The sequence below is a fragment of the Nonomuraea sp. NPDC050478 genome (assembly GCF_044458265.1).
In the GTDB taxonomy this organism is placed as follows: domain Bacteria; phylum Actinomycetota; class Actinomycetes; order Streptosporangiales; family Streptosporangiaceae; genus Nonomuraea; species Nonomuraea ferruginea.
This window is the reverse complement of record NZ_JBITHT010000003.1, coordinates 664,595-684,977: the sequence shown is the minus strand read 5'-3', so window position 1 is coordinate 684,977 and position 20,383 is coordinate 664,595. Positions and strand designations below refer to the sequence as shown.

23 protein-coding genes are annotated in these 20,383 nt (G+C 72.0%); 10 read left to right on the top strand and 13 right to left on the bottom strand.

Translation table 11 applies throughout. The annotated features are described in order from the left end of the window. Positions 1-2 precede the first annotated feature (2 nt). Genes ACIBF7_RS17605 through ACIBF7_RS17595 form a run of 3 tightly spaced genes read right to left on the bottom strand, consistent with a single transcriptional unit; the run spans position 3 to position 3,325 of the window. Positions 3-719, bottom strand: a complete 717-nt coding sequence (locus ACIBF7_RS17605) for a pyrimidine reductase family protein (protein WP_219543208.1) — start codon at positions 717-719, stop codon at positions 3-5. Between the two features lie 30 nt (positions 720-749). Beyond that, entirely contained in the window at positions 750-2,867 is a 2,118-nt protein-coding gene (gene glgX / locus ACIBF7_RS17600) for a glycogen debranching protein GlgX (protein ID WP_397197572.1), read from the bottom strand. A gap of 32 nt (positions 2,868-2,899) precedes the next feature. Further along, complete coding sequence (locus tag ACIBF7_RS17595) at positions 2,900-3,325, bottom strand: OsmC family peroxiredoxin (RefSeq protein WP_148030409.1); 426 nt, start codon at positions 3,323-3,325, stop codon at positions 2,900-2,902. A 149-nt stretch (positions 3,326-3,474) separates the two neighbouring features. Between ACIBF7_RS17595 and ACIBF7_RS17590 the strand changes: the two genes are divergently transcribed. Together ACIBF7_RS17590 and ACIBF7_RS17585 are read left to right on the top strand one after the other, a co-directional pair. Beyond that, positions 3,475-4,035 (top strand): sigma-70 family RNA polymerase sigma factor, encoded by a 561-nt coding sequence (locus ACIBF7_RS17590; protein ID WP_219543210.1) that lies wholly within the window; start codon positions 3,475-3,477, stop codon positions 4,033-4,035. Beyond that, the gene (locus ACIBF7_RS17585) at positions 4,035-4,928 is read left to right on the top strand and encodes a maleylpyruvate isomerase family mycothiol-dependent enzyme (RefSeq protein WP_148030411.1); all 894 of its coding nucleotides are present in this window, start codon (positions 4,035-4,037) and stop codon (positions 4,926-4,928) included. Before ACIBF7_RS17590 ends, ACIBF7_RS17585 begins: the two co-directional genes overlap by 1 nt. A gap of 16 nt (positions 4,929-4,944) precedes the next feature. Here the strand turns inward: ACIBF7_RS17585 and ACIBF7_RS17580 are convergent, their stop codons facing one another. Continuing rightward, complete coding sequence (locus tag ACIBF7_RS17580) at positions 4,945-6,291, bottom strand: ankyrin repeat domain-containing protein (RefSeq protein WP_271280045.1); 1,347 nt, start codon at positions 6,289-6,291, stop codon at positions 4,945-4,947. 150 nt (positions 6,292-6,441) lie between these two features. Between ACIBF7_RS17580 and ACIBF7_RS17575 the strand changes: the two genes are divergently transcribed. Then, complete coding sequence (locus ACIBF7_RS17575; protein WP_271280046.1) at positions 6,442-7,101, top strand: DUF1707 domain-containing protein; 660 nt, start codon at positions 6,442-6,444, stop codon at positions 7,099-7,101. A 387-nt stretch (positions 7,102-7,488) separates the two neighbouring features. Here ACIBF7_RS17575 and ACIBF7_RS17570 read toward each other — a convergent pair whose 3' ends face one another. The 6 genes from ACIBF7_RS17570 to ACIBF7_RS17545 form a co-directional block, all read right to left on the bottom strand. Beyond that, on the bottom strand, positions 7,489-8,469 hold the full coding sequence (locus ACIBF7_RS17570; RefSeq protein WP_397197571.1) for a sirohydrochlorin chelatase: 981 nt from the start codon (positions 8,467-8,469) through the stop codon (positions 7,489-7,491). Positions 8,470-8,522: 53 nt separating this feature from the next. After that, positions 8,523-9,251 carry a phosphoadenylyl-sulfate reductase gene (locus tag ACIBF7_RS17565; RefSeq protein ID WP_364229898.1) on the bottom strand — a complete coding sequence of 243 codons (729 nt, stop codon included), beginning with the start codon at positions 9,249-9,251 and terminating at the stop codon, positions 8,523-8,525. Next, positions 9,248-9,391, bottom strand: coding sequence for an Insertion element protein (locus ACIBF7_RS17560; RefSeq protein ID WP_148030414.1), 144 nt, complete (start codon positions 9,389-9,391; stop codon positions 9,248-9,250). Before ACIBF7_RS17560 ends, ACIBF7_RS17565 begins: the two co-directional genes overlap by 4 nt. Next, on the bottom strand, positions 9,388-11,061 hold the full coding sequence (locus ACIBF7_RS17555) for a nitrite/sulfite reductase (RefSeq protein ID WP_219543214.1): 1,674 nt from the start codon (positions 11,059-11,061) through the stop codon (positions 9,388-9,390). Before ACIBF7_RS17555 ends, ACIBF7_RS17560 begins: the two co-directional genes overlap by 4 nt. Positions 11,062-11,169: 108 nt before the next feature. Further along, positions 11,170-11,253, bottom strand: coding sequence for a putative leader peptide (locus tag ACIBF7_RS17550; protein ID WP_354532976.1), 84 nt, complete (start codon positions 11,251-11,253; stop codon positions 11,170-11,172). A 61-nt stretch (positions 11,254-11,314) separates the two neighbouring features. Beyond that, positions 11,315-11,440 carry a hypothetical protein gene (locus ACIBF7_RS17545; RefSeq protein ID WP_261808413.1) on the bottom strand — a complete coding sequence of 42 codons (126 nt, stop codon included), beginning with the start codon at positions 11,438-11,440 and terminating at the stop codon, positions 11,315-11,317. Positions 11,441-11,482: 42 nt separating this feature from the next. Here ACIBF7_RS17545 and ACIBF7_RS17540 point away from each other — a divergent pair, with 42 nt between their 5' ends. The 4 genes from ACIBF7_RS17540 to glyA all read left to right on the top strand — a co-directional run bounded on the left by ACIBF7_RS17540 (position 11,483) and on the right by glyA (position 15,080). Further along, positions 11,483-12,253 carry a TIGR03084 family metal-binding protein gene (locus ACIBF7_RS17540; protein ID WP_397197807.1) on the top strand — a complete coding sequence of 257 codons (771 nt, stop codon included), beginning with the start codon at positions 11,483-11,485 and terminating at the stop codon, positions 12,251-12,253. A gap of 26 nt (positions 12,254-12,279) precedes the next feature. Then, positions 12,280-12,654: a YccF domain-containing protein gene (locus ACIBF7_RS17535; RefSeq protein WP_397197570.1), complete on the top strand. Its 375-nt coding sequence runs from the start codon at positions 12,280-12,282 to the stop codon at positions 12,652-12,654. 61 nt (positions 12,655-12,715) lie between these two features. Further along, a complete protein-coding gene (locus tag ACIBF7_RS17530; protein WP_397197569.1) occupies positions 12,716-13,648 on the top strand; it encodes a YihY/virulence factor BrkB family protein in 933 nt (310 codons plus the stop codon). Between the two features lie 181 nt (positions 13,649-13,829). Further along, positions 13,830-15,080, top strand: coding sequence for a serine hydroxymethyltransferase (glyA, locus tag ACIBF7_RS17525; RefSeq protein WP_397197568.1), 1,251 nt, complete (start codon positions 13,830-13,832; stop codon positions 15,078-15,080). Positions 15,081-15,499: 419 nt separating this feature from the next. Here the strand turns inward: glyA and ACIBF7_RS17520 are convergent, their stop codons facing one another. Both ACIBF7_RS17520 and ACIBF7_RS17515 read right to left on the bottom strand, forming a co-directional pair. Beyond that, the gene (locus ACIBF7_RS17520) at positions 15,500-16,204 is read right to left on the bottom strand and encodes an anti-sigma factor family protein (protein WP_397197567.1); all 705 of its coding nucleotides are present in this window, start codon (positions 16,202-16,204) and stop codon (positions 15,500-15,502) included. Continuing rightward, entirely contained in the window at positions 16,201-16,689 is a 489-nt protein-coding gene (locus tag ACIBF7_RS17515; protein ID WP_219543287.1) for a sigma-70 family RNA polymerase sigma factor, read from the bottom strand. Before ACIBF7_RS17515 ends, ACIBF7_RS17520 begins: the two co-directional genes overlap by 4 nt. A 345-nt stretch (positions 16,690-17,034) precedes the next feature. Between ACIBF7_RS17515 and rsgA the strand changes: the two genes are divergently transcribed. Together rsgA and ACIBF7_RS17505 are read left to right on the top strand one after the other, a co-directional pair. After that, on the top strand, positions 17,035-18,132 hold the full coding sequence (rsgA, locus tag ACIBF7_RS17510; protein ID WP_397197566.1) for a ribosome small subunit-dependent GTPase A: 1,098 nt from the start codon (positions 17,035-17,037) through the stop codon (positions 18,130-18,132). 78 nt (positions 18,133-18,210) lie between these two features. After that, complete coding sequence (locus ACIBF7_RS17505) at positions 18,211-18,843, top strand: phosphoribosyltransferase (RefSeq protein WP_397197565.1); 633 nt, start codon at positions 18,211-18,213, stop codon at positions 18,841-18,843. On the opposite strand, the gene ACIBF7_RS17500 is transcribed toward ACIBF7_RS17505, so the two are convergent. After that, positions 18,840-19,313, bottom strand: coding sequence for an ATP-binding protein (locus ACIBF7_RS17500; protein WP_148030422.1), 474 nt, complete (start codon positions 19,311-19,313; stop codon positions 18,840-18,842). The genes ACIBF7_RS17505 and ACIBF7_RS17500 overlap by 4 nt on opposite strands. A gap of 154 nt (positions 19,314-19,467) precedes the next feature. On the opposite strand from ACIBF7_RS17500, the gene ACIBF7_RS17495 reads away from it, so the two are divergent. Beyond that, positions 19,468-20,340, top strand: a complete 873-nt coding sequence (locus ACIBF7_RS17495; RefSeq protein ID WP_397197806.1) for a helix-turn-helix domain-containing protein — start codon at positions 19,468-19,470, stop codon at positions 20,338-20,340. Positions 20,341-20,383: the final 43 nt, after the last annotated feature.

The following is a 20,383-nucleotide window of genomic DNA, read 5'->3' as shown; positions in this document are numbered from 1 at the left end:
GGTCACATCTCCCTCGTGTAGCGGCAGAAGAGGACGCCCTCCTCCTCCAGCACCTGGCCCAGCCGGAGCCGCTCCCGCGACGGCTCACCGTCGAGGATCCGCGCCGCGTCCCCGCCCAGCAGCAGCGGGCTCACCGACAGGCACAGCTCGTCGACCAGCCCGGCGGCCGCGAGCTGGGCGTTGAGCCGCGGCCCGCCCTCGCACAGCACCCGGGTCAGCCCGCGCGCGTGCAGCGCGGCCACCGCGCCGGCCAGGTCGACCCGCTCGCCGCCGGCCACGATCACCTCGCCGGCCTCGGCCGCCGCCTCGCGCCGGTCGGCGGGCGCGCTCTCGCAGGTGATCACCAGGGTCGGGCTCACCGCCTCGCGGAACAGCGGCGCGCCGAAGTCGAGGTCGAGGCCGCGGCTGACGATGGCGAGCGGCGCGGCCGCCGGCCGCCCCGCGCGCAGCTCGCGCCAGGACTCCCGCGGCCTGACCGGCCCGTAGCCCTCGGCCCGCACGGTCGCGGCGCCCACCAGGACCACGTCGGCCAGCCCGCGCAGCACCCCGAACACCCGCTTGTCGGCCTTGCCGGACAGCCCTCCGGACAACCCCTTGTCCCAGGCCGCGCCGTCGGCGCTGGCCACCATGTTGAGGCGCAGCCAGGGCCTGCCCTCCGGGTAGGCGTAGGCCTGCACGATGTCCGGATCGTCTTTTATGTCGGGATGGATGCGGCGCACCCCTCTACCTTGGCACACGCCTCCGACAAGTCACTCTCGCGGCCTGCGCAGCACCTGCATCGAACGCGACGTCACCGCCACCACGTCGCCCGCCCGCCACCGCTCGTCGCCGAACAGCCCCTCAGAGCTGTCGTCGGCGGTGTCGAGCTCCAGCAGCCAGCCCGCCCCGAACGTCTCGCCGGGCAGCGTGAAGGCCATGTCCTCGTGATGGGCGTTGATCAGCAGCAGGAACGAGTCGTCGGAGATCCGCTCGCCGCGGGGCCCGGGCTCGGTGATCGCGTCACCGTTCAGATAGACCATCAGCGACTTGGCGTAGCCGACGTGCCAGTCGGCCGCCGTCATCTCGGCGCCCCCGGGCGTCAGCCACACCAGGTCGCGCTCGCCGTTCTCGGGGTGACGGCCGTGGAAGAACCGCCGCCGCTGGAACACCGGGTGCCTGCTGCGCAGCTTCGCCAGCTTGCGCACGAACTCCAGCAGCTGCGCCTCCGTGCGCAGCGCCGACCAGTCGACCCAGGCGATCTCGTTGTCCTGGCAGTAGGCGTTGTTGTTGCCTCGCTGCGTGCGGCCGAGCTCGTCGCCGTGGGACAGCATCGGCACGCCCTGCGACAGGAACAACGTGGCCAGGAAGTTGCGCCGCTGCCGGTGGCGCAGCCGCACGATCGCCGGATCCTCCACCGGCCCCTCGGCGCCGCAGTTCCACGACCGGTTGTCGTCGGTGCCGTCGCGGTTGTCCTCGCCGTTGGCCTCGTTGTGCTTGCGGTTGTACGAGACGAGATCGGTGAGCGTGAACCCGTCGTGGCACGTCACGAAGTTGATCGAGGCCACCGGCCGCCGCCCCGACGTCTCGTAGAGGTCGGCCGAGCCCGTCAGCCGCGAGGCGAAGTCCGGCAGCGCCGAGTGCGTGCCCCGCCAGAAGTCGCGGACCGTGTCGCGGTACTTGCCGTTCCACTCCGTCCACAGCGGCGGGAAGTTGCCCACCTGGTAGCCGCCGGGCCCGACGTCCCACGGCTCGGCGATCAGCTTGACCTGCGAGATCACCGGATCCTGCTGGATCAGGTCGAAGAACGCGCTCAGCCGGTCGACGTCGTGCAGCTCGCGCGCCAGCGCCGACGCAAGGTCGAACCGGAACCCGTCGACGTGCATCTCCAGCACCCAGTAGCGCAGCGAGTCCATGATCAGCTGCAGCGCGTGCGGGGACCGCACGTTCAGCGAGTTGCCGCAGCCCGTGTAGTCCAGGTAATAGCGGCGGTCGGCGTCGTGCAGCCGGTAGTAGGCGGCGTTGTCGATGCCCCTGAACCCGAGCGTCGGCCCCATGTGGTCGCCCTCGGCGGTGTGGTTGTAGACCACGTCGAGGATCACCTCGATGCCCGCCTCGTGCAGCGCCCGCACCATGGCCTTGAACTCCTGCACCTGCTCGCCGCGCGTGCCGGAGCTGGAGTAGTCGCCGTGCGGGGCGAGGTAGGCCATCGTGTTGTAGCCCCAGTAGTTCGTCAGCCCGCGCGCCACCAGGAAGTGCTCCGGCATGAAGTGGTGGACCGGCATGAGCTCGATCGCCGTCACCCCCAGCGACAGCAGGTGGTCGACGACCGCCGGATGCCCCACCCCCGCGTACGTGCCGCGCAGCTCCTCCGGCACGTCCGGATGGCGCATGGTGAGCCCGCGCACGTGCGTCTCGTAGATCACGGTCTGGTGGTACGGGACGCGCGGCGGTCGGTCGTTGCCCCACTCGAAGAACGGATTGATCACCACGTTCTTCGGCATGAAGGGAGCGCTGTCGACCCGGTTGACCTTCGCCGGGTCGGTGAAGTGGTAGGAGAAGACCGCCTCGTTCCACTGCAGCTCACCGTCGACCGCCTTCGCGTATGGGTCGAGCAGCAGCTTGGCGGGGTTGCACCGGTGGCCGTGCGCGGGCTGGTAGGGGCCGTGCACGCGGTAACCGTAACGCTGGCCCGGCATGATGCCGGGCAGGTAACCATGCCAGACGAACCCATCCACCTCGGACAGATCGACGCGCTCCTCGGAGCCGTCATCGTGGAACAGGCACAGCTCGACCCGCTCGGCCACCTCGGAGAACACCGCGAAACCGGTGCCCACGCCATCCCAGGTAGCGCCGAGTGGATAGGGTTCGCCCGGCCAGACGTCGCGCATGTGACCTTATTGTCGCATGCGATCGGGTCTTGCTACAGCAGTTCGGCGTTCAGCGTGATCGTGGTGCCGGTCAGGGCCTTGCTGACCGGGCAGTTGACCTTGGCGGTCTCGGCCGCCTGCTGGAACTGCTCGGCGGTGACGCCCGGCACGTGGGCCTTGACCGTGAGCACGATGCCGGTGATGCCCTCACCCGGCTGGAAGGTGACGTCGGCGCTGGTCTGCACCGACTCCGGCGGCGTGCCCGCGCCGGCCAGCCCGTGCGAGAGCGCCATGGAGAAGCAGGCGGAGTGGGCCGCGGCGATGAGCTCCTCGGGCGAGGTCTTGCCGTTGGCGGCCTCGGCCCTGGACGGCCAGGACACCTCGAAGCTCCCGACCCCTGAGGTGTCGAGCGAAACAGTGCCGGAACCGTCGAGCAGCGCGCCCTTCCACTGCGTCGTGGCGGTGCGGGTCGTGGCCATGCGAGTGCTCCCTCTTGTTGATGGACGACCTTCCGACCCTATCGCGGGGCGGGAAAGCGGCCGTGGCCGACATCCGTCTGCCGTTTCGCGGCGAATGATGAAATGCTGGGTCGCGGCGCACCCGCCGTCTAGTCCGGATCATCGGGAGTGTGGTGCCAGTGGAGGCACCGTACGACGACCGCCTGCTGCACCAGCGGGTGGTCGGCGGCGACGAGGCCGCACTCGGAGAGATCTACGATCGGCTCGCCTCGCTGATCTTCGGCCTGTCCCTGCGCGTGACGAGGGACCGGGTGATCGCCGAGGACATCACCCAGGAGGTCTTCCTGGTCTTCTGGGAGCGTCCGCTGGCGTACGACCCGGAGCGCGGCACCCTGCGCGCCTGGCTCGCCACGATCGCGCACCGCCGCGCCGTCGACCACGTGCGCGCGGAGGAGCGCAGGCGCGTGTCCGTGATCGGTCCCAGGCTCTTCCAGCGGGAGCCCGAGAGGCTGGAGGACACGGTGCTCGCCGGCGACGAGGCCGATCGGGTGCGGCAGGCCGTCATGGCCCTGCCGGACGCGTTACGCCAGGCCGTCGAGCTGGCCTACTTCGGGGGCAGGACCTACCGGCAGGTGGGGGAGGAGCTGGGCGTGCCCGAGGGCACGGCCAAGTCGCGTATCCGGCTGGCGCTGCGCCGCCTGGCGGAGGCGCTGGCGGAGGAAGAGGTGTGATGGAGCCGCTCGAGCGTCTGTATCTGGACGCGCTGCTCGAAGAGCCGGCGGAGCCGAAGGGCTCGCTGCGGCCGCAGCTGCTGGCCGGGGCCCGGGCGCGGCGCCGCCCGGCGGCTCCCACGGCGCCGTGGGCGGAGCCCTACGCGGGCCGGGTCGCCGCCATGGACGCCCTGCTGGCCGCCGCCGTGGACGACGACTGGTCGCGCGTCATCGTCGAGGGCTGGACGCTGCAGGAGCTCGTCGCCCACCTGGCCGCCAAGGACGGCCTGGTCGCGGCCGGCGTCGGCGCCCCCGTCCTGGGGCCCGAACTCGCCGCCGCCGACGCGCTCGGCCGCACCGCCGACGTGCAGGCGTACGAGCGGGCGCGCAGCCCCGAGCAGACCCGCCGCGACTGGCGGGCGCAGGCCGACGCCCTCTGCCGCCACCTGGCCACGGTCCCGCCCGGCACCACCGCCTCGGTCGACGGCCTGACGGTCCCGGTCCGCGACCACGTGCTCGCCAGGATGCTCGAAACCTGGATCCACACCGACGACGCGGCCAGGGTGGCCGGCGTCCGGCTGCCGGAGCCCGTCCCCGAGCACGTCCACCCGACGGCCGACCTGTGCGCCCGGCTGCTGCCGTGGACGATGCTGCTGTCCGGGCTCGACGGGTCAGGGCGCAGCGTGCTGGTGACGCTCACCGGAGCGGGCGGCGGCGAGTGGCACGTGGCGCTGGGCGTCGAGGACGCCCCCGCGTCCGGTCCCCCGGACGCGCGGATCACCGCGGGCGTGGTCGAGTTCTGCTTCCTGCTGGGCGGCCGGGGCGACCCTGAGCGCTTCCCCGCGCGGCTGGACGGCGACGTGGGCCTGGCCCGCGACGTGCTGCGCACGGCCCCGGCCCTGTCAGGACCCTGACGGCCCCGGGGATCGCTCAGGCGTTCCGGACGTCGCCGACCAGCTCGTGCAGCTCGGGGTCGTCGGACTCGGCCAGGACCCGCTCGGCGCCGCGGGCCGCGCGCGGGTCGCCGCGCCTGGCCAGGCCGCGCGCCGCCTCCGCCACCGTGCGCAGCACCTCGTCGTCCAGCCGGGCCGCCAGCGCGTCGCGGATCCCGGGCGTGTCCGCCTCCAGCCCGGCCAGGCCCGCCGTGGCCCAGTCGCGCACCTCGCCGTCGTCGTCGCCGGTCATCTCGACCAGCAGCGCCACCCCTTCGGCGTGGTCCGGCGTCAGCACGTCGGCCAGGGCGATGGCGTCGGTCATGGTGCGCTGGTGACCGGGGCGGGTGATGAGGCCGAGCACGAGCGGCAGCGCCCGCGGGTCGCCCTGGTGGCCGAGCGCCGCCAGCACCGAACGCAGCACCTGCGGGCCGGACTCGGTGACCGTCATCCGCCGCAGCAGCGGCAGCGTCCGCTCCAGGTAGGGCTTGTCGTCGCCGGTCACGCCGAACTGGGCGATCGCGTCCACGCCGAACTCGCGCTCCCTGGCGTCCTCGCTCACGCACAGCCGCGCCAGCGCCTCGTACGTCTCCTCGTCGCCCCGCGCGGCCAGCGCGTCGGCCGCCGCCCACCACGTCTCGGCGTCCTCGTCCAGGTCGCGGTGCGCGAGCGCGCGCGCCAGCAGCCGCTCGACCGGCGCCCACTCGCCCGCCGCCGCCTCCAGCAGGGTCGCGATGGCGGCATGGCCGCGCTGCGCCGCCACCTGCTCGGTCTCCGACCCGTCGGGAGAGGTGGCGGTGACCGTGACCAGCCCGGTGCCGTCGCCCGCCCACTGGCGGTGCACCGCGTACGTCCAGCCCTCCTGCTCGACCTGGTCGAGCAGCGCGCTCTCCAGGTGCACGCCCACCCAGTCGGCGGCGATCTCCAGCGGCGTGTCGCCGTCGCCGTCGTACTTGGCGGCGTCCGCGCCGGCGTCGAGCAGCTCACGGACCACGCCGAGCGCGCCGCGGCGGGCGGCGAGCGTGAGCGGCGTGTCACCCGTCTCGTTGGCGGCGTCGACGTCGGCGCCCGCCTCGATCAGCACCCGCGCGGTGCCCGCCGCGCCGTTGGTGGCGGCCCACATCAGGGCGGTCCAGCCGCCGCTCTCCCTGGTGTCCACGCCGGCGCCGGCGGCCAGCAGCATCCCGGCGACCTCCACCCGGTCGCGGGCGGCGGCCGCGCACAGCGGCAGGCCGCCCTCGTCGCCCTCGTACGGCCGGTCGGGGCCGGCGCCCTCGGCGAGCAGCTCGCCGACGGTCTTCTCGTCGCCGTCCAGCGCGGCCCGGTAGAGCTGTTCCTCATGCATGACAACGGACCCTAGCCTGGCCCGGGCGCGCCCCGGGACCATGCTGGGGTCCGTGTCACTATCTGGTACGGGGTGCGTGTCGATAGTGGTTCACCCCATTTCCTCCTTGGGGAGGACCGCGACACCGTCAAAACGCGATATGTTGCGAGTATGACTGACCCCGGGGAGGTACGCGCCTCCGACGCCGAGCGCGAGGCCGTGGTCGAGCTGCTTCGCGAGGCCTCCGTCGAAGGCAGGCTCACCCTTGCCGAGCTCACCGACCGCACCGAGGCCGCCTACACCGCCACCACCCAGACCGAGCTCGCCCTGCTCACGCAGGACCTGCCCGCCGCCGCGGCCTTCACGCCGCCCGCGGAGCGGCGCGAGGGCAAGAAACGACGCTGGTTCGTCGGCGTCCTGGGCGACACCAAACGGCGCGGCACCTGGCGCATCGACCAGGAGCTGGGGGCGGTGGCCGTGATGGGCGACGTCGTGCTCGACCTGCGCGAGGCCGAGGTGCGCACCGGCGTGGTGGAGATCATGGCCGTCTCCGTCATGGGCGACGTGAAGATCATCGTCCCCGACGGTGTGAACGTCGACCTCGACGGCATGGCCATCATGGGCGACAAACGGGTCGACGTGCAGGAGGCGCCGCGGGGCATGAACGTGCCGATGGTGCGGGTCCACGCCTACGCGATCATGGGCGACGTGAAGGTGCTCGGCGACTCCCGGGCCAAGCCCATCAAGCGCGGCTGGTCGGCCTGGCGCGAGCACTGGCGCCAGCTCCACGGCGACGACCACGGCGACCGCTCTCTCGGCCGCGGCTACTGACCCCACCCCGGCACCGGCGCCCCGGGCGCGTTCCGTAGGGCATGTGGTGGCGCGCCTGAGTGATCGGCGTCCGTGGGCACGGCTCCGCACATCGGGGTCTCGTACGGTCAGGCGGTCCTGACCGCGCCCGGGCGCGTTCCCATGGCCCTGCGGTGTCGCGCCCGGGCGCGTTCCGTACGGCATGTGGTGGCGCGCCTGAGTGATCGGCGTCCGTGGGCACGGCTTCGCACATCGGCGTCTCGTACGGTCAGGCGGTCCTGACCGCGCCCGGGCGCGTTTCCGCGGCCCTGCGGTGTCGCGCCCGGGCGCGTTCCGTACGGTATGCGGTGGCGCGCCTGAGTGATCGGCGTCCGTGGGCACGGCTCCGCACATCGGCGTCCCGTACGGTCAGGCCGTCCTGAGGTCGCCTGCCGGGGACCGCAGCGCGGACTCGTACCGTTCCAGCAGCACCTGGGCCAGCTCCGGCGCGGGCCCGAGCACGTCGGCGACCACGTCGGCGCCCGCCTCCAGGGTGGTGCGGCGCACCTTGTCGGCGAAGTAGCCCGGCGCCAGCAGATAGGGCGCGACCGCCACCCGAGGCGCACCCGCCTCCTTGAGCCTGGCGACGGCCTCAGCGGGCGTCGGCGCCGCCGCCGACGCGTAGGCGGCCTCCACGGCCCACCACCCGCACCCCGCCCCCGTGGCGGCCCATACAGAGCCGCCGTCGAACCGCCCGGCGTGGGACGGCACAACCTCCGCCCATGCCGCGCCCGAACCCGCGGTGCGGGACTGCGCGGCACCTGAGCCCGCGGTGCGGGATCGCGTGGCACCCGAGCTTGTAGCACGAGACTGCGCGGGCTCCCATACCCCCTCGGGAGACCCGGCCGCGCAGGGGGTGGTGCCGGGGCGGGCGGCGAAGGAGCGGGCCGCGAAGGACGGCGCGGCGGCGGGGCGGCGCCAGGCGCGGGCGAGCCGGGCGATCACCTCGTTGGCGCGCGCGTCGCTGGAGCCCGCCGACACCAGGACGACCGCGGTGTCCGGGTCGCCGGCGGGCACGCCCGCCTCCTCCAGGCGCCGCTCAAGGGCGGCCGTCAGCAGCGGGTGCGGACCCAGGGTCGTGCCGTAGCGGACGCGCAGACGAGGCTCGCGGGCGCGCGCCTCACGCAGCGCCGCGGGCAGGTCGACCCGGCTGTGGTACGCCTCGGTCAGCAGCAGCGGCAGCACCACCGCGTCGGTCAGGCCGTGCAGCGCCTGCCCGAGGGTGGGCGTGGCGTGGTCGAGGTAGGCGGAGCGCACCGGGAGCCAGGGGCGCAGCCGCCGCACCTCGACGAGCAGCGCCTCCACGGTGGCGGCGGCACGGGGATCTCGCGAACCGTGCGCGACCGCCACCAGTGGGACGCTCGGGCCGGCCCCGCCTGCCAACGGAACCGGCCGGCCGGGGGTCACAGGTGAATGCCGCATTCGACCTTCCCCAGCCCCGCCCAGCGGCCGCTGCGCGGATCCTCTCCCTCCAGGACCTGCCGGGTGCACGGCGCGCACCCGATGGAGGGGTAGTCGTCGTAGTGCAACGGGTTGATCAGCACCCCGTTGTCGGAGATGTAGTTGTCGACGTCCTCCTGGGTCCAGGAGGCGATCGGATTGATCTTCACCATCTGCCGCTTGGCGTCCCACTCCACGACCTTCGTGCCGGTGCGCGAGGGGGACTCGTCGCGGCGGATGCCGCTGATCCACGCGAGGTACGGCTCCAGCGCCCGGTTGAGCGGCTCCACCTTGCGCAGGAAGCAGCACAGGTCGGGGTTGCGGCCGAACAGCCGCGGGCCGAGGTCGCGATCCTGCTCCTCGACCGTGCGCGACGGCTTCACATTGATCACGTTGACGTCGTAGACCTGCTCCACGGCGTCGCGGGTGCCGACCGTCTCGGCGAAGTGGTAGCCGGTGTCGACGAACAGCACGTCCACCCCCGGCTTCACCCGGCTCACCAGGTCGATCAGCAGCGCGTCGCTCATGGACGAGGTCAGGCACAGCCGGTCCCCGAACGTGGCCGCCGCCCAGCGGATGACCTCGCGGGCGGAGGCGTCCTCCAGGAAGACCGCGGCGGACTCGACGATGTCCTGCAGGTCGAGGACGCCGCGCTGCTGCCGCAGATCGATTTCGATGTCGGCGAGCGTCATATGTTGACCCCGATTCCGAGAAACTTCAGCTTGAACGCACGAGCGCAGGAGCGGCAGTACCAGCCCCCGTCATCCTGGTAGGGCTCCAGATCCTCGTCGCCGCAGTACGGGCAGTGGAACGGGACCGCGCGGCCGCTCATTTGAGATCGGCCTCGTCGGCGCGCTGCACCCAGTCGGCGAAGGTCTCGCCTTCCTTCTTCTGCTCGTCGAAGTGGCGCGCGACCCGCTCCACGTAGTCGGGCAGCGCCGCCGCGGTGGTCTTGAGCCCGCGCACCTTGCGGCCGAAGCCGGAGTTGACGCCCAGCGAGCCGCCCAGGTGGATCTGGAAGCCCTCGACCTGCTTGCCGTTCTCGTCCAGGACGAGCTGGCCCTTGAGCCCGATGTCGGCCGTCTGGATGCGGGCGCAGGAGTTGGGGCAGCCGTTGACGTTGATGGTGAGCGGCTCGGTGAACTCCGGCAGGCGCCGCTCCAGCTCGTCGATCAGGTGGTCGGCGGTGTTCTTGGTGTCGACGATGGCCAGCTTGCAGAACTCGATGCCGGTGCAGGCCATCGTCTGGCGGCGGAACGTGGACGGCTTCACCCGCAGGTCGTTGGCCTCCAGCTCGGCCACCAGCGAGTCGACCCGCTCGGGGGCGACGTCGAGGATGACCATCTTCTGCTCGACCGTGGTGCGCACCCGGCCGGAGCCGTGACGCTCGGCGATGTCGGCGATCAGGTGGAGCTGGTCGCCGCTGAGCCGGCCGACCCTGGGCGCGAACCCGACGTAGAACAGGCCGTCCTTCTGGCGGAAGACGCCCACGTGGTCGCGGCGGTTGGCGCGCGGCTGCTCGGGCGCGGGCCCGTCGGGCAGCGGCTCCTTGAGGTACTCGGTCTCCAGCACCTCGCGGAACTTCTCCGGCCCCCAGTCGTTCATCAGGAACTTCAGCCGGGCCCGGTGGCGCAGCCGCCGGTAGCCGTAGTCGCGGAAGATGCCGATGACGCCGCCGAACACGTCGCCCGCCTGCTCCGGCGCCACGAACACGCCCAGGCGCTTGCCCAGCATCGGGTTGGTCGACAGGCCGCCGCCGACCCACAGGTCGTAGCCCTTCTCGCCCCGCTCGTTGACCACGCCGACGAACGCCACGTCGTTGATCTCGTGCACCGTGCAGTGGGAGGGGCAGCCGCTCAGCGCCGTCTTGAACTTGCGCGGCAGGTTGGAGTAGGCGGGGTCGCCGATGTAGCGCTCGTGGATCTCGCGGATCTGCTCGGTGGCGTCGAGCACCTCGTCCTCCTCGATCCCGGCCAGCGGGCAGCCCAGGATCGTGCGCGGGGTGTCGCCACAGGCCTCCGTGGTCGACAGGCCCACGGCCTCCAGCCGCTGCCAGATGTCCGGCACCGACTCGATCTCGATCCAGTGGAGCTGGATGTTCTGCCGGTCGGTCACGTCGGCGGTGCCGCGCCCGTACTCGTTGGAGAGGTCGGCGATCACCCGGAGCTGGCGCAGGTCGAGCTGGCCGCCGTCGATCCGGATGCGCATCATGAAGTAGCGGTCGTCGAGCTCCTCCGGCTCCAGGATCGCGGTCTTGCCGCCGTCGATCCCGGGCCTGCGCTGGGTGTAGATGCCGTACCAGCGCATGCGCCCGCGCAGGTCGGCGGGGTCGATCGAGTCGAAGCCCCGCTTGGAGTAGACGTCGATGATCCGCTGGCGGACGTTCAGCCCGTCGTCGTTCTTCTTCAGCTCTTCGTTCTTGTTCAGCGGCTCCCGGTAACCGAGAGCCCACTGACCTTCGCCGCGCGGGCGCTTGTGATGCCGGCTGGCAGGGGTGCTCATTGCGCGTCCTTAGAGATCATGGGCGCGCGCACGCGGATGTCCTCCTGCCTCGTCATCGAGTGCAGGGGAAGAAGGAGTGCGACGCGCTCAGCGGTGGGAAACGAGTGGTTACCGGGCGTCGCAACAGATGGCACTGCGGACACGCAGAAGGTCGACGTGGCGTCGGCCGACAAGCATGGGGTCCGCTGGCATGCTTATGAAGATACTCTGGCCGTCCGAGATGTCCAATACCGGGTCCAGAGTCTGGACTCGATCATCCCTGACGCGGCCAGTCGAGCTCCGACTCCTGGGCCTCTTCGGCGGGCAGATGCTGGCAGTCGCACCACGAGCCGCCCCGGCAGTCGTCGTGGCGTCTGTCCTTGCAGCTGTCGCAGATCACGACAGCATTATCGCCCCGGGCTAGGCTGGCGTCGTGGATCTCATGGCCGAGCTGCTCGACGACCTCCGCGCCGAAACCGCCTCACTCGAAGCGCTCCTGGAGCCGCTGCGTCCCGGCGACTGGGAGCTGCCCACGCCCGCCGCCGGATGGGCGGTGCGCGACCAGGTGAGCCATCTGGCCTGGTTCGACGACGCCGCCCGCACCGCGATCACCGATCCGGACGCCTTCCGCGACCTGCTCGCCGCCTCGGCCACGACCACCCCCGACGACCTGGCCGCGCGGTCGCGCGAGATGCCCGCCGGCGAGCTGCGCGCCTGGTTCGCCTCCTCGCGCGCCCGGCTCGTCGAGGCGCTCGCCCCGCTGCCGCCCAAGCACCGGCTGCCCTGGTACGGGGTCGACATGTCGGCGGCGTCGTTCGCCACCGCCCGGCTGATGGAGACGTGGGCGCACGGCCAGGACGTCGCCGACGCCCTCGGCCGCACCCGCGAGCCCACCGACAGGCTGCGCCACGTGGCCCGCATCGGGGTCATGGCCCTGCCCTACTCGTTCGCCGTACGCGGCCTGCCCGTGCCGGCCGAGCCGGTGCGGGTGGAGCTGACGACGCCCGGCGGAGAGCTGTGGACGGCGGGCCCGGAGGGCGCCGCGGGCGTGGTGCGCGGGCCGATGCTCGACTTCTGCCTCGCCGTCACCCAGCGCGCCCACCTCTCCGACACCGCCCTGGAGGTCACCGGCGAGCCGGCGGCCGCGTGGATGCCGATCGCGCAGGCGTACGCGGGCCCGCCGGGGCGGGGACGCCCGCCGGGATCACGCTGACGGGCGCCCGGTGACATGCTGGAAGCATGCGCACGCTCCTGAACGTCATCTGGCTCGTCTTCGCCGGGATCTGGCTCGCCATCGGATACGCCGTCGCCGGGATCATCTGCTGCATCCTGATCATCACGATCCCGTTCGGCATCGCCTCGTTCCGCATCGCGGCCTACGCCCTGTGGCCGTTCGGCCGGACCGTGGTGCGCGACCCCGAGGCCGGCGTCTTCTCGCTCATCGGCAACATCATCTGGTGCGTCGTGGCCGGCATCTGGCTGGCCATCGGGCACGTGCTCACGTCGATCCCGCTGTTCATCTCGATCATCGGCATCCCGCTGGGCATCGCCAACATCAAGATGATCCCCGTCTCGCTGCTGCCGCTGGGAGCGCGCATCGAGGACAACGACTAGGGCAGGACAACCTGGGACGTAAGCTGAGCCGGAGAGTCACTGCGACAGAGCGTTGGGTGCCATGACGTCCACGGAAGCGCCAAGCGGGTCGAAGAGGCCCGCCGCCTCGGCCGCCCGGGCCAGGCTGAGCTGGGTGCGCGACACGAGGTCGTGGGCGACCGTGCGCGCCACCACGAACGCCGGGGTCAACTACCGCGTCACCGGCCTGGCGGGCGAGGCGGCGTTCTTCGCCCTGCTGTCGCTGCCGCCGTTCGTGCTCGGCCTGATCGGCGTGCTGGCCAAGCTCGGCGGCTGGATCGGCAAGCAGGCCGTGGTCGACATAGAGGCGTGGGTCATCCACCAGGCCGGCGTGCTGTTCACCGCCGACACGATCGACACCGTGGTCCGCCCGCTGCTCGCCGACGTGCTCAGGGACGACGCCAGCAAGGTGTCGATCATCTCGCTGGGCTTCCTGCTGTCGCTCTGGTCCGGGTCGCGTGCGCTGTACGTCTACGTCGACCTCATCTCCGTCTCCTACGGGCTGGGGGAGGAGCGCGGCATCATCCGCACCCGGCTGATGTCCTTCGGCCTGTACGTGATCGGCCTGGTCGTCGGCATCGTCGTGATGCCCATCCTGGTCATCGGCCCGACGCTGCTCAAAGGGGCGCTGCCCGCCGACTACGCCGCCGCCGTCGACCTGCTCTACTGGCCCGTGGTGGTCGTCGGTTCCGTGCTGTTCCTGAGCGTGCTCTACCACGTCAGCGTGCCCGTGCGCACCCGCTGGTTCCGCGAGCTGCCCGGGGCCATCCTGGCGCTGTTCCTGTGGATCGTGTGCGCCGCGGTGCTGCGCGCCGTGCTCGCCGCCTGGTTCTCGCCCGTGTCCGTGTACGGGTCGCTCGCGGCGCCCATAGCCCTGCTGCTGTGGCTCTACATCACGGCCCTGGCCGTGCTCATCGGGGCGATACTCAACGCCGAGGTCGACCGGCTCTGGCCCGGCGACGGCCGCGCGAAATGAGATCGGGCCCCCGATGACCGCGGGGAAGGCCCAGATCACGGCGGAGTGAGCTCCCCGGCATCCGATATCGTCAATGACGTCGCGACTGGCGCATCAGGTGGGAACGACCACCGGGGAGCGGGAAGGAGCGGAGGCCGGGCGCCTGGGTCTTCGCAAGACACGTCAATATGACAGGAGAGTCATGGGTTCTCTCGCTAGCGTCGACCCTGAGATCGCCGAGCTGATCAAGGCGGAGGAGCGGCGCCAGGCCGACACGGTCAAGCTCATCGCCTCGGAGAACTACGTCTCCAAGGCCGTGCTCGAAGCCACCGGCACCGTCCTGACCAACAAATACTCCGAGGGCTACGTCGGCAAGCGCTACTACGAGGGCCAGCAGGTCATCGACCAGGTCGAGACCGTCGCCGTCGAGCGGGCCAAGGCGCTGTTCGGCGTCAACCACGCCAACGTCCAGCCCTACTCGGGTTCCCCCGCCAACCTCGCCATCTACATGGCGTTCCTGCAGCCCGGCGACACCGTGATGGGCATGGGCCTGCCGTTCGGCGGCCACCTCACCCACGGCTGGTCCGTCTCCGCCACCGGCAAGTGGTTCAACCCGGTCCGCTACGGCGTCCGCCAGGACACCGGCCGCATCGACCTCGACCAGGTGCGCGAGCTCGCCCTCGAACACCGGCCCAAGCTGATCTTCTGCGGCGGGACGGCCATCCCGCGCACCATCGACTTCGAGGGCTTCGCCGCCATAGCCCGTGAGGTCGGCGCCGTCCTGGCCGCCGACATCGCGCACATCGCGGGCCTCGTCGCCGGCGGCGCCCACCCGTCGCCCGTCGGCCACGCCGACGTCATCTCCACCACCACCCACAAGACGCTGCGCGGCCCGCGCGGCGCCATGCTCATGGCGACGACCGACGAGCACGCCACCGCGCTCAACAAGGCCGTCTTCCCCGGCCTGCAGGGCGGCCCGCACAACCACACCACCGCCGCCATCGCCGTCGCGCTGCGCGAGGCCTCGACCGACGACTTCAAGGCCTACGCCCACCAGGTCGTCGCCAACGCCAAGGCCCTGGCCGAGGAGCTCGCCTCGCGCGGCTTCGACCTGGTCTCCGGCGGCACCGACAACCACCTGATCCTGCTCGACCTCACCCCCAAGGGCATCGGCGGCAAGCCGGCCGCCCAGGCGCTCGACCGGGCGGGCCTGGAGACCAACTACAACGCGGTGCCGTTCGACACCCGCAAGCCGTTCGACCCGTCGGGCATCCGCATCGGCACCCCCTCCGTCACCTCGCGCGGGATGAAGGAGGCGGAGATGCGGCAGATCGGCGCGTGGATGGACGAGGTCGTCACCGCCCTGGCCAAGGGCGACGCCGAGGACGTCATCACCCGCGTCCACCGCGAGGTCAGCGAGCTCACCGCCCAGTTCCCGGCCCCCGGCCTGTAACCCGGCCGGTCCCGGAGTTCCCGCCCCGGCGTTCTGAAAGAGCACGCTTTACGGCCGGCCGGAACGCCCCGGACCCGGCAGGGGACGCCCCGCCGCACGGGCTCCCGTGGTGCGGCGGGGCGTCGTCGCGGCCGGGGCGGGCCGGACGGCCCCGGGGCGACGGCCGGGTGGCGGTGAGGGGGAGGACCGCCACTGGCCGGCGGACCCGTCCGGACGGTTCCCGAACGTCCCGGCGGGCCGGTGCGAACTCGGGGTGACCGGCATGTCCCCTGACATGCCGGTCACTTCCTTGGAGGGAATCCCTGTTCTGACAGGCAGTACGGCCCCCGGATCGCCCCGGGTTCAACGATTCGCGAAAAATTCTCCCGTACCGTCGAAAAGCCCTCCCACCGCAGGTGAGAGGGCTCGTGGCGGAAGCGTCAGACGTCGACGGTGAGCAGGTTGCGGCCGGTCGCGGTGATGACCTCGAACCGGTCGATCTTGTCGACGGTCAGCGCGGCCGCGCCGTGCATGTAGAGCGGCTCCGGGTTGGCCTCGGTGCCGTAGCCGGCCGGCGGCACCGACCAGCCCATCATGACCCGGCGGTCGCCGCTCTTGCCGACGGCCACCAGCTCGCACTCCAGCGGCCCCTGCACCCCCGACAGCTTGAGCGCCGCGTGGGTGCCCCAGCCCTTCGACTCCAGCACCAGCCCGCCCGTCACGCCGTCCCTGCCGGTGCCCGGCACCGGCGTGCCCATCGCGTAGAACTGCTCGGCGGGGCCGAGCTGGGTGTGGGCGGCCGGCGGGGCGTTCTGCGCGCCGATCTGGGCGCCGAGCACCAGCCCGCCCGCCACCAGCGAGATGCCCGCCGCGATCCCGACGAGGAACGTCCCCCTGCGCGAGCGCCGGTCGGCGGCCTGCTTGCGGTGCAGCAGGTCGATCACCTCGGCCGGCTCCTCCTCAGGGGGGTCGTCGGTCACCGGCCCCAGCCCGTGCAGCGCCTGGGCCACCCCCGCCAGGTCGGACAGCTCGGCGGCGCAGGCACGGCAGCCGAGGAGGTGCGTCTCGAACGCCATCCGGTCGTCGTCGTCCAGCAGGCCCAGGGCGTAGGCGCCCACGTCGGTGTGCTCCACTCGCGAGGTCACGCCGTCACCCCCCTCTCCTCCAGTGCCACGCGCAGCGCGCGCACCGCGTAGTAGACCCGGGACTTGACGGTGCCCACGGGGATGCCGAGCGCCCGCGCGGCGTCGTTGACGGAACGATCGCGCAGGATCGTCTCGTTGAGGATCTCGCGATGCGCGGGCGACAGGGCCTTGAGCGCTTCGGACACGACCACCTGGTGCAGCAGCTGCTCCATCTCATCCGGCACGGGCATGTGCTCCAGCGGGCCGTCGCCCTGCTCCTGGGGGCGGGCGTCCCTTCGCCGCCGGTCATCGATCACGATACGTCGGGCGACGGTCGCCAGCCAGGGCATCAGCGAGGCCGCGTCGGGATCGAGCTGCTCGGCGCTGCGCCAGGCGCGGATCATGGTCTCCTGTACGACGTCCTCGGCCCACTGCCGGTCACCCGCGGTCAGCCGCACGACGAAGGCCAGCAACGGCCGGTGGTACTGCCGGTAGAGAGCCGACACGACCATCTCCGGGTCCGGCCGTACGCGCCTCAACCACTGCCGTAACCGCGGCTTGCCCATGGGGGCTGCTCCCTCGGCCGAGGGTGGGGGATACGTGCTCAGTCGCATCATTCCCCTTTCTCGAGTCCGTCGGCAGGTGGTACGGACCACGGCGCCCCGACGGTTCAACCGCGGGGTGGCCGAAAACCCGTTGCGGTCCCGCGCGGCCGGTGCGTAGAGTCACCGGCAACGGATCGAGGAGGTGAGGACTATGCGGGTCGTCCTGTTCTGCCTGCCGTCAGTCCCCCTCCGGGTGCTCGCCTGAGACCACCCGGGTTCCTTCTCAACCTCAAGGGTGCAATTCCGTTGTCTTACGATCTTTCTCTGCTCGGCTGGACCGATTCCCGCGCCGCCGAGCTGCCCTCCGACACCGTGCCCGGCCGCGTCTCCCGCGTCGACCGCGGCGCGGCCGAGGTCGTCACGAGTGCCGGCCGGCATCACGCCCGCTACGGCGCCCGCGTCCGCAGGGCGTCCGCCGCCGACCCGGTCGCGCTGCCCTGCGTGGGCGACTGGGCCGCGCTCAAGCCGCTGCCCGCGGGTGACTACGAGCTCGTCGAGCTCCTGCCCAGGACGACCGCGTTCGTCCGCGGCGGCGTCAGCCGCGACTCCCGCGGCGGGCTGTCCGGCGACGGCCAGGGCCAGGTGCTCGCGGCCAACGTCGACATCGTGTTCGTCGCCGAACCGTCCATGCACGCCACCGACCTGGCCGACCTGGGCCGCGTCGAGCGCCTGACGGCGCTCGCCTGGGAGTCCGGCGGCACTCCGGTGGTGCTCGTCACCAAGTCCGACCTGTTCGGGCCCGGCCTGGGCGATCTGCTCGACGACGTGCGGCAGGCCGCGCCCGGCGTCGACGTGCACGCGGTCTCCTCCATCCGCGGCGAGGGGGTCGAGCTCGTCCGCGACTATCTGGACGGGTCCCGTACCGCTGTCGTGCTCGGCCCCTCGGGGGCCGGCAAGTCCACCCTCGTCAACGCGCTCGCGGGCGGCGAGGTGATGGAGACCCAGCGGGTGCGCGCCGCCGACGGGCGCGGCCGGCACACCACCGTCCACCGGGAGCTCATCCCGCTGCCCGGTGGCGGGCTCGTCATCGACACGCCTGGCATCAGGCGGGTCGGCCTGTACGACATGAACGAGGGCGTGGAGCGGGTCTTCTCCGACCTGGAGGCGCTGGCCGCGGAGTGCCGCTTCCACGACTGCGGCCATGAGACCGAGCCCGGGTGCGCGGTGCTGGCGGCGCTGGAGAGCGGCGAGCTGCCGGAGCGGCGGCTGGAGAGCTGGCGCAAGCTCCAGCGGGAGGCGGCGTGGATGGCCTCCCGGACGGACGCCAGGCTGCGCAAGGACCTGCAGAGCAAGTGGAAGTCCATCCACAAGGAGATGCGCCGCTCGGGCCGCAACCGGCCGTGACGCCCTCCCGGGGAGCGGGCCCGCACGGGCCCCTCCCCGGCGGGCCTGCCCGTCGGCGGCGTGGGTACGGGTTTCCGTATGGAGTGCGTGTTCGTCGACCGTGCGCAGGCGGGGGAGCGGCTGGCCGAGCGGCTGGCGGGCATCCCCGGCCCGGTGGTGCTCGCGCTGCCGCGTGGCGGGGTGGAGGTGGCGGAGCCGATCGTGCGCCGGCTCGGCGGAGTGCTGGACGTGCTCGTCACCCGCAAGATCGGCTACCCGCCGTCGCCGGAGTTCGGCGTGGGGGCGATCGCCGAGGGCGGCGAGCCGGTGTTCGACCTGCCGTTGCTGCACCGGCTGGGGCTGACGCCGGAGGACCTGGCCGGCGAGGTGGCCGCCGAGCGGCGAGAGCTGGCCCGCCGGGTGGCGGTGTACCGGGGTGACCGGCCGCTGCCCCGCCTGGCGGGCCGCGAGGTGGTGGTGGCCGACGACGGGCTGGCCACCGGGGTGACCGCGCGGGCCGCGCTGCGGGCGGTGGCCGCGGCCGGGCCCGGCAGGGTGACGCTCGCCGTGCCGGTGGGCGCCAGGGACACGGTCAGCGCCATGCGGGAGGAGGCCGACGAGGTGGTGGTGCTCTGCGTGCCGGCCGACTTCCGCGCGGTCGGGCAGTGGTACGAGCATTTCGGCCAGCTCTCCGACGCCGACGTGCTGGAGGTGCTGGCCCGGAACCGTTAGAGCGGCAGCACCGCCCACACGAGCTTGCGCGCGCCGCCGGGCGTGAGCCAGCCCCAGGCGCGGCAGAGGGCGCCCACCAGGCGCAGCCCGCGACCGTACTCCGCGAAAACGTCGGCGCCGCCGGTGACCGGCGGCGCCGTGCTGTGATCGCTCACAACGCAGGCCAGTTCGGTCCTGTCCATCAGCAGCCGCAGGTCGATCGCGCCGCCGCCGTGGCGCATGGCGTTGGTGACCAGCTCGGAGGTGATGAGCTGGGCGTCGAACACGGCCCGCTCGGCCCCCCACGAGCCGAGCGTCTGGTCGACGAACCGTCTTGCCACCGAGACGCACCCGGGCTCGAACGTGCTGAGCTCGTGGAAGCCGAAGAGGCGATCGCGCTCGGCGGGCCGACCCTCGATCAGGACGGCCGTCAGCCATCCTGGTGGCCTGAGACCGCTGGCGGTTTGCGGTCCCGGGTCGAAAGTCGTCATGCTGGCCCCCGAAGCGCGTTCTGGTGTCCAAGACCATCTTTACGGCGTGACGTCGGCGATGCAAGACTCTTTCGTGATTTACGGATGCAAATCGCATCTGCACGTGCAGATGCGATAGGGAGCGGTGAGCGTGAGCGCGGAGCGGGCGAAGCGGATGGAAAGCGACATTCTGCGACATTCTCCGGGTAGCCCGACCGTCCTGCGGATCCTGCTGGGCACGCAGCTCCGCAGACTCCGCACCGGCAAGGGGATCTCCCGGGAGGACGCCGGCTACTCCATCCGCGCGTCCCATGCCAAGATCAGCAGGCTGGAGCTGGGCCAGGTCAGCTTCAAGGAGCGCGACGTGGCCGACCTGCTCACCCTCTACGGCGTCACGGACCCCGGCGACCGGGCGCCGCTGCTGGAACTGGCCAGGAAGGCCAACGAGCCCGGCTGGTGGCACAAGTACGGCGATCTGCTGCCGAGCTGGTTCGAGATCTACATCGGGCTGGAGGGCGCCGCCTCGGTCATCCGGACCTACGAGAACCAGTTCGTGCCCGGCCTGCTGCAGACGCCCGCCTACGCCAGGGCGGTGATCGAGCTGGCCCACGAGAACGCCCCGGCCGGCGAGCTGGAGCGCAGGGTCCAGTTGCGGACGGCCCGCCAGCGGCGGCTGACCGGGGAGAGCCCGCTCACGCTCTGGGCGGTGATCGACGAGGCGGCGGTGCGCCGGGTGCTCGGCGGGCCCGAGGTCATGCGCGAGCAGATCGAGCACCTGCTGGAGCTCATCGCCCACCACAATGTCACGTTGCAGATCATGCCGTTCGACCGGGGCGGGCACGCCGCCGCCGGCGGCCCGTTCAGCATCCTGCGCTTCCCCGAGCGTGAGCTGCCCGACGTGGTCTACATGGAGCAGCTGACGAGCGCGCTCTACCTGGACAAGGTCGCCGATTCCGAGCACTACGTGAAGGTCATGGACCGGCTGAGCGTGCAGGCGGAGCAGCCCCGGCAGACCCGGGCGTTCCTGGAGCGGCTGCTGAACGGCTGAGTCCCTGTGACCCATCACATAGGGATTTTTGGCCATCCGGTAT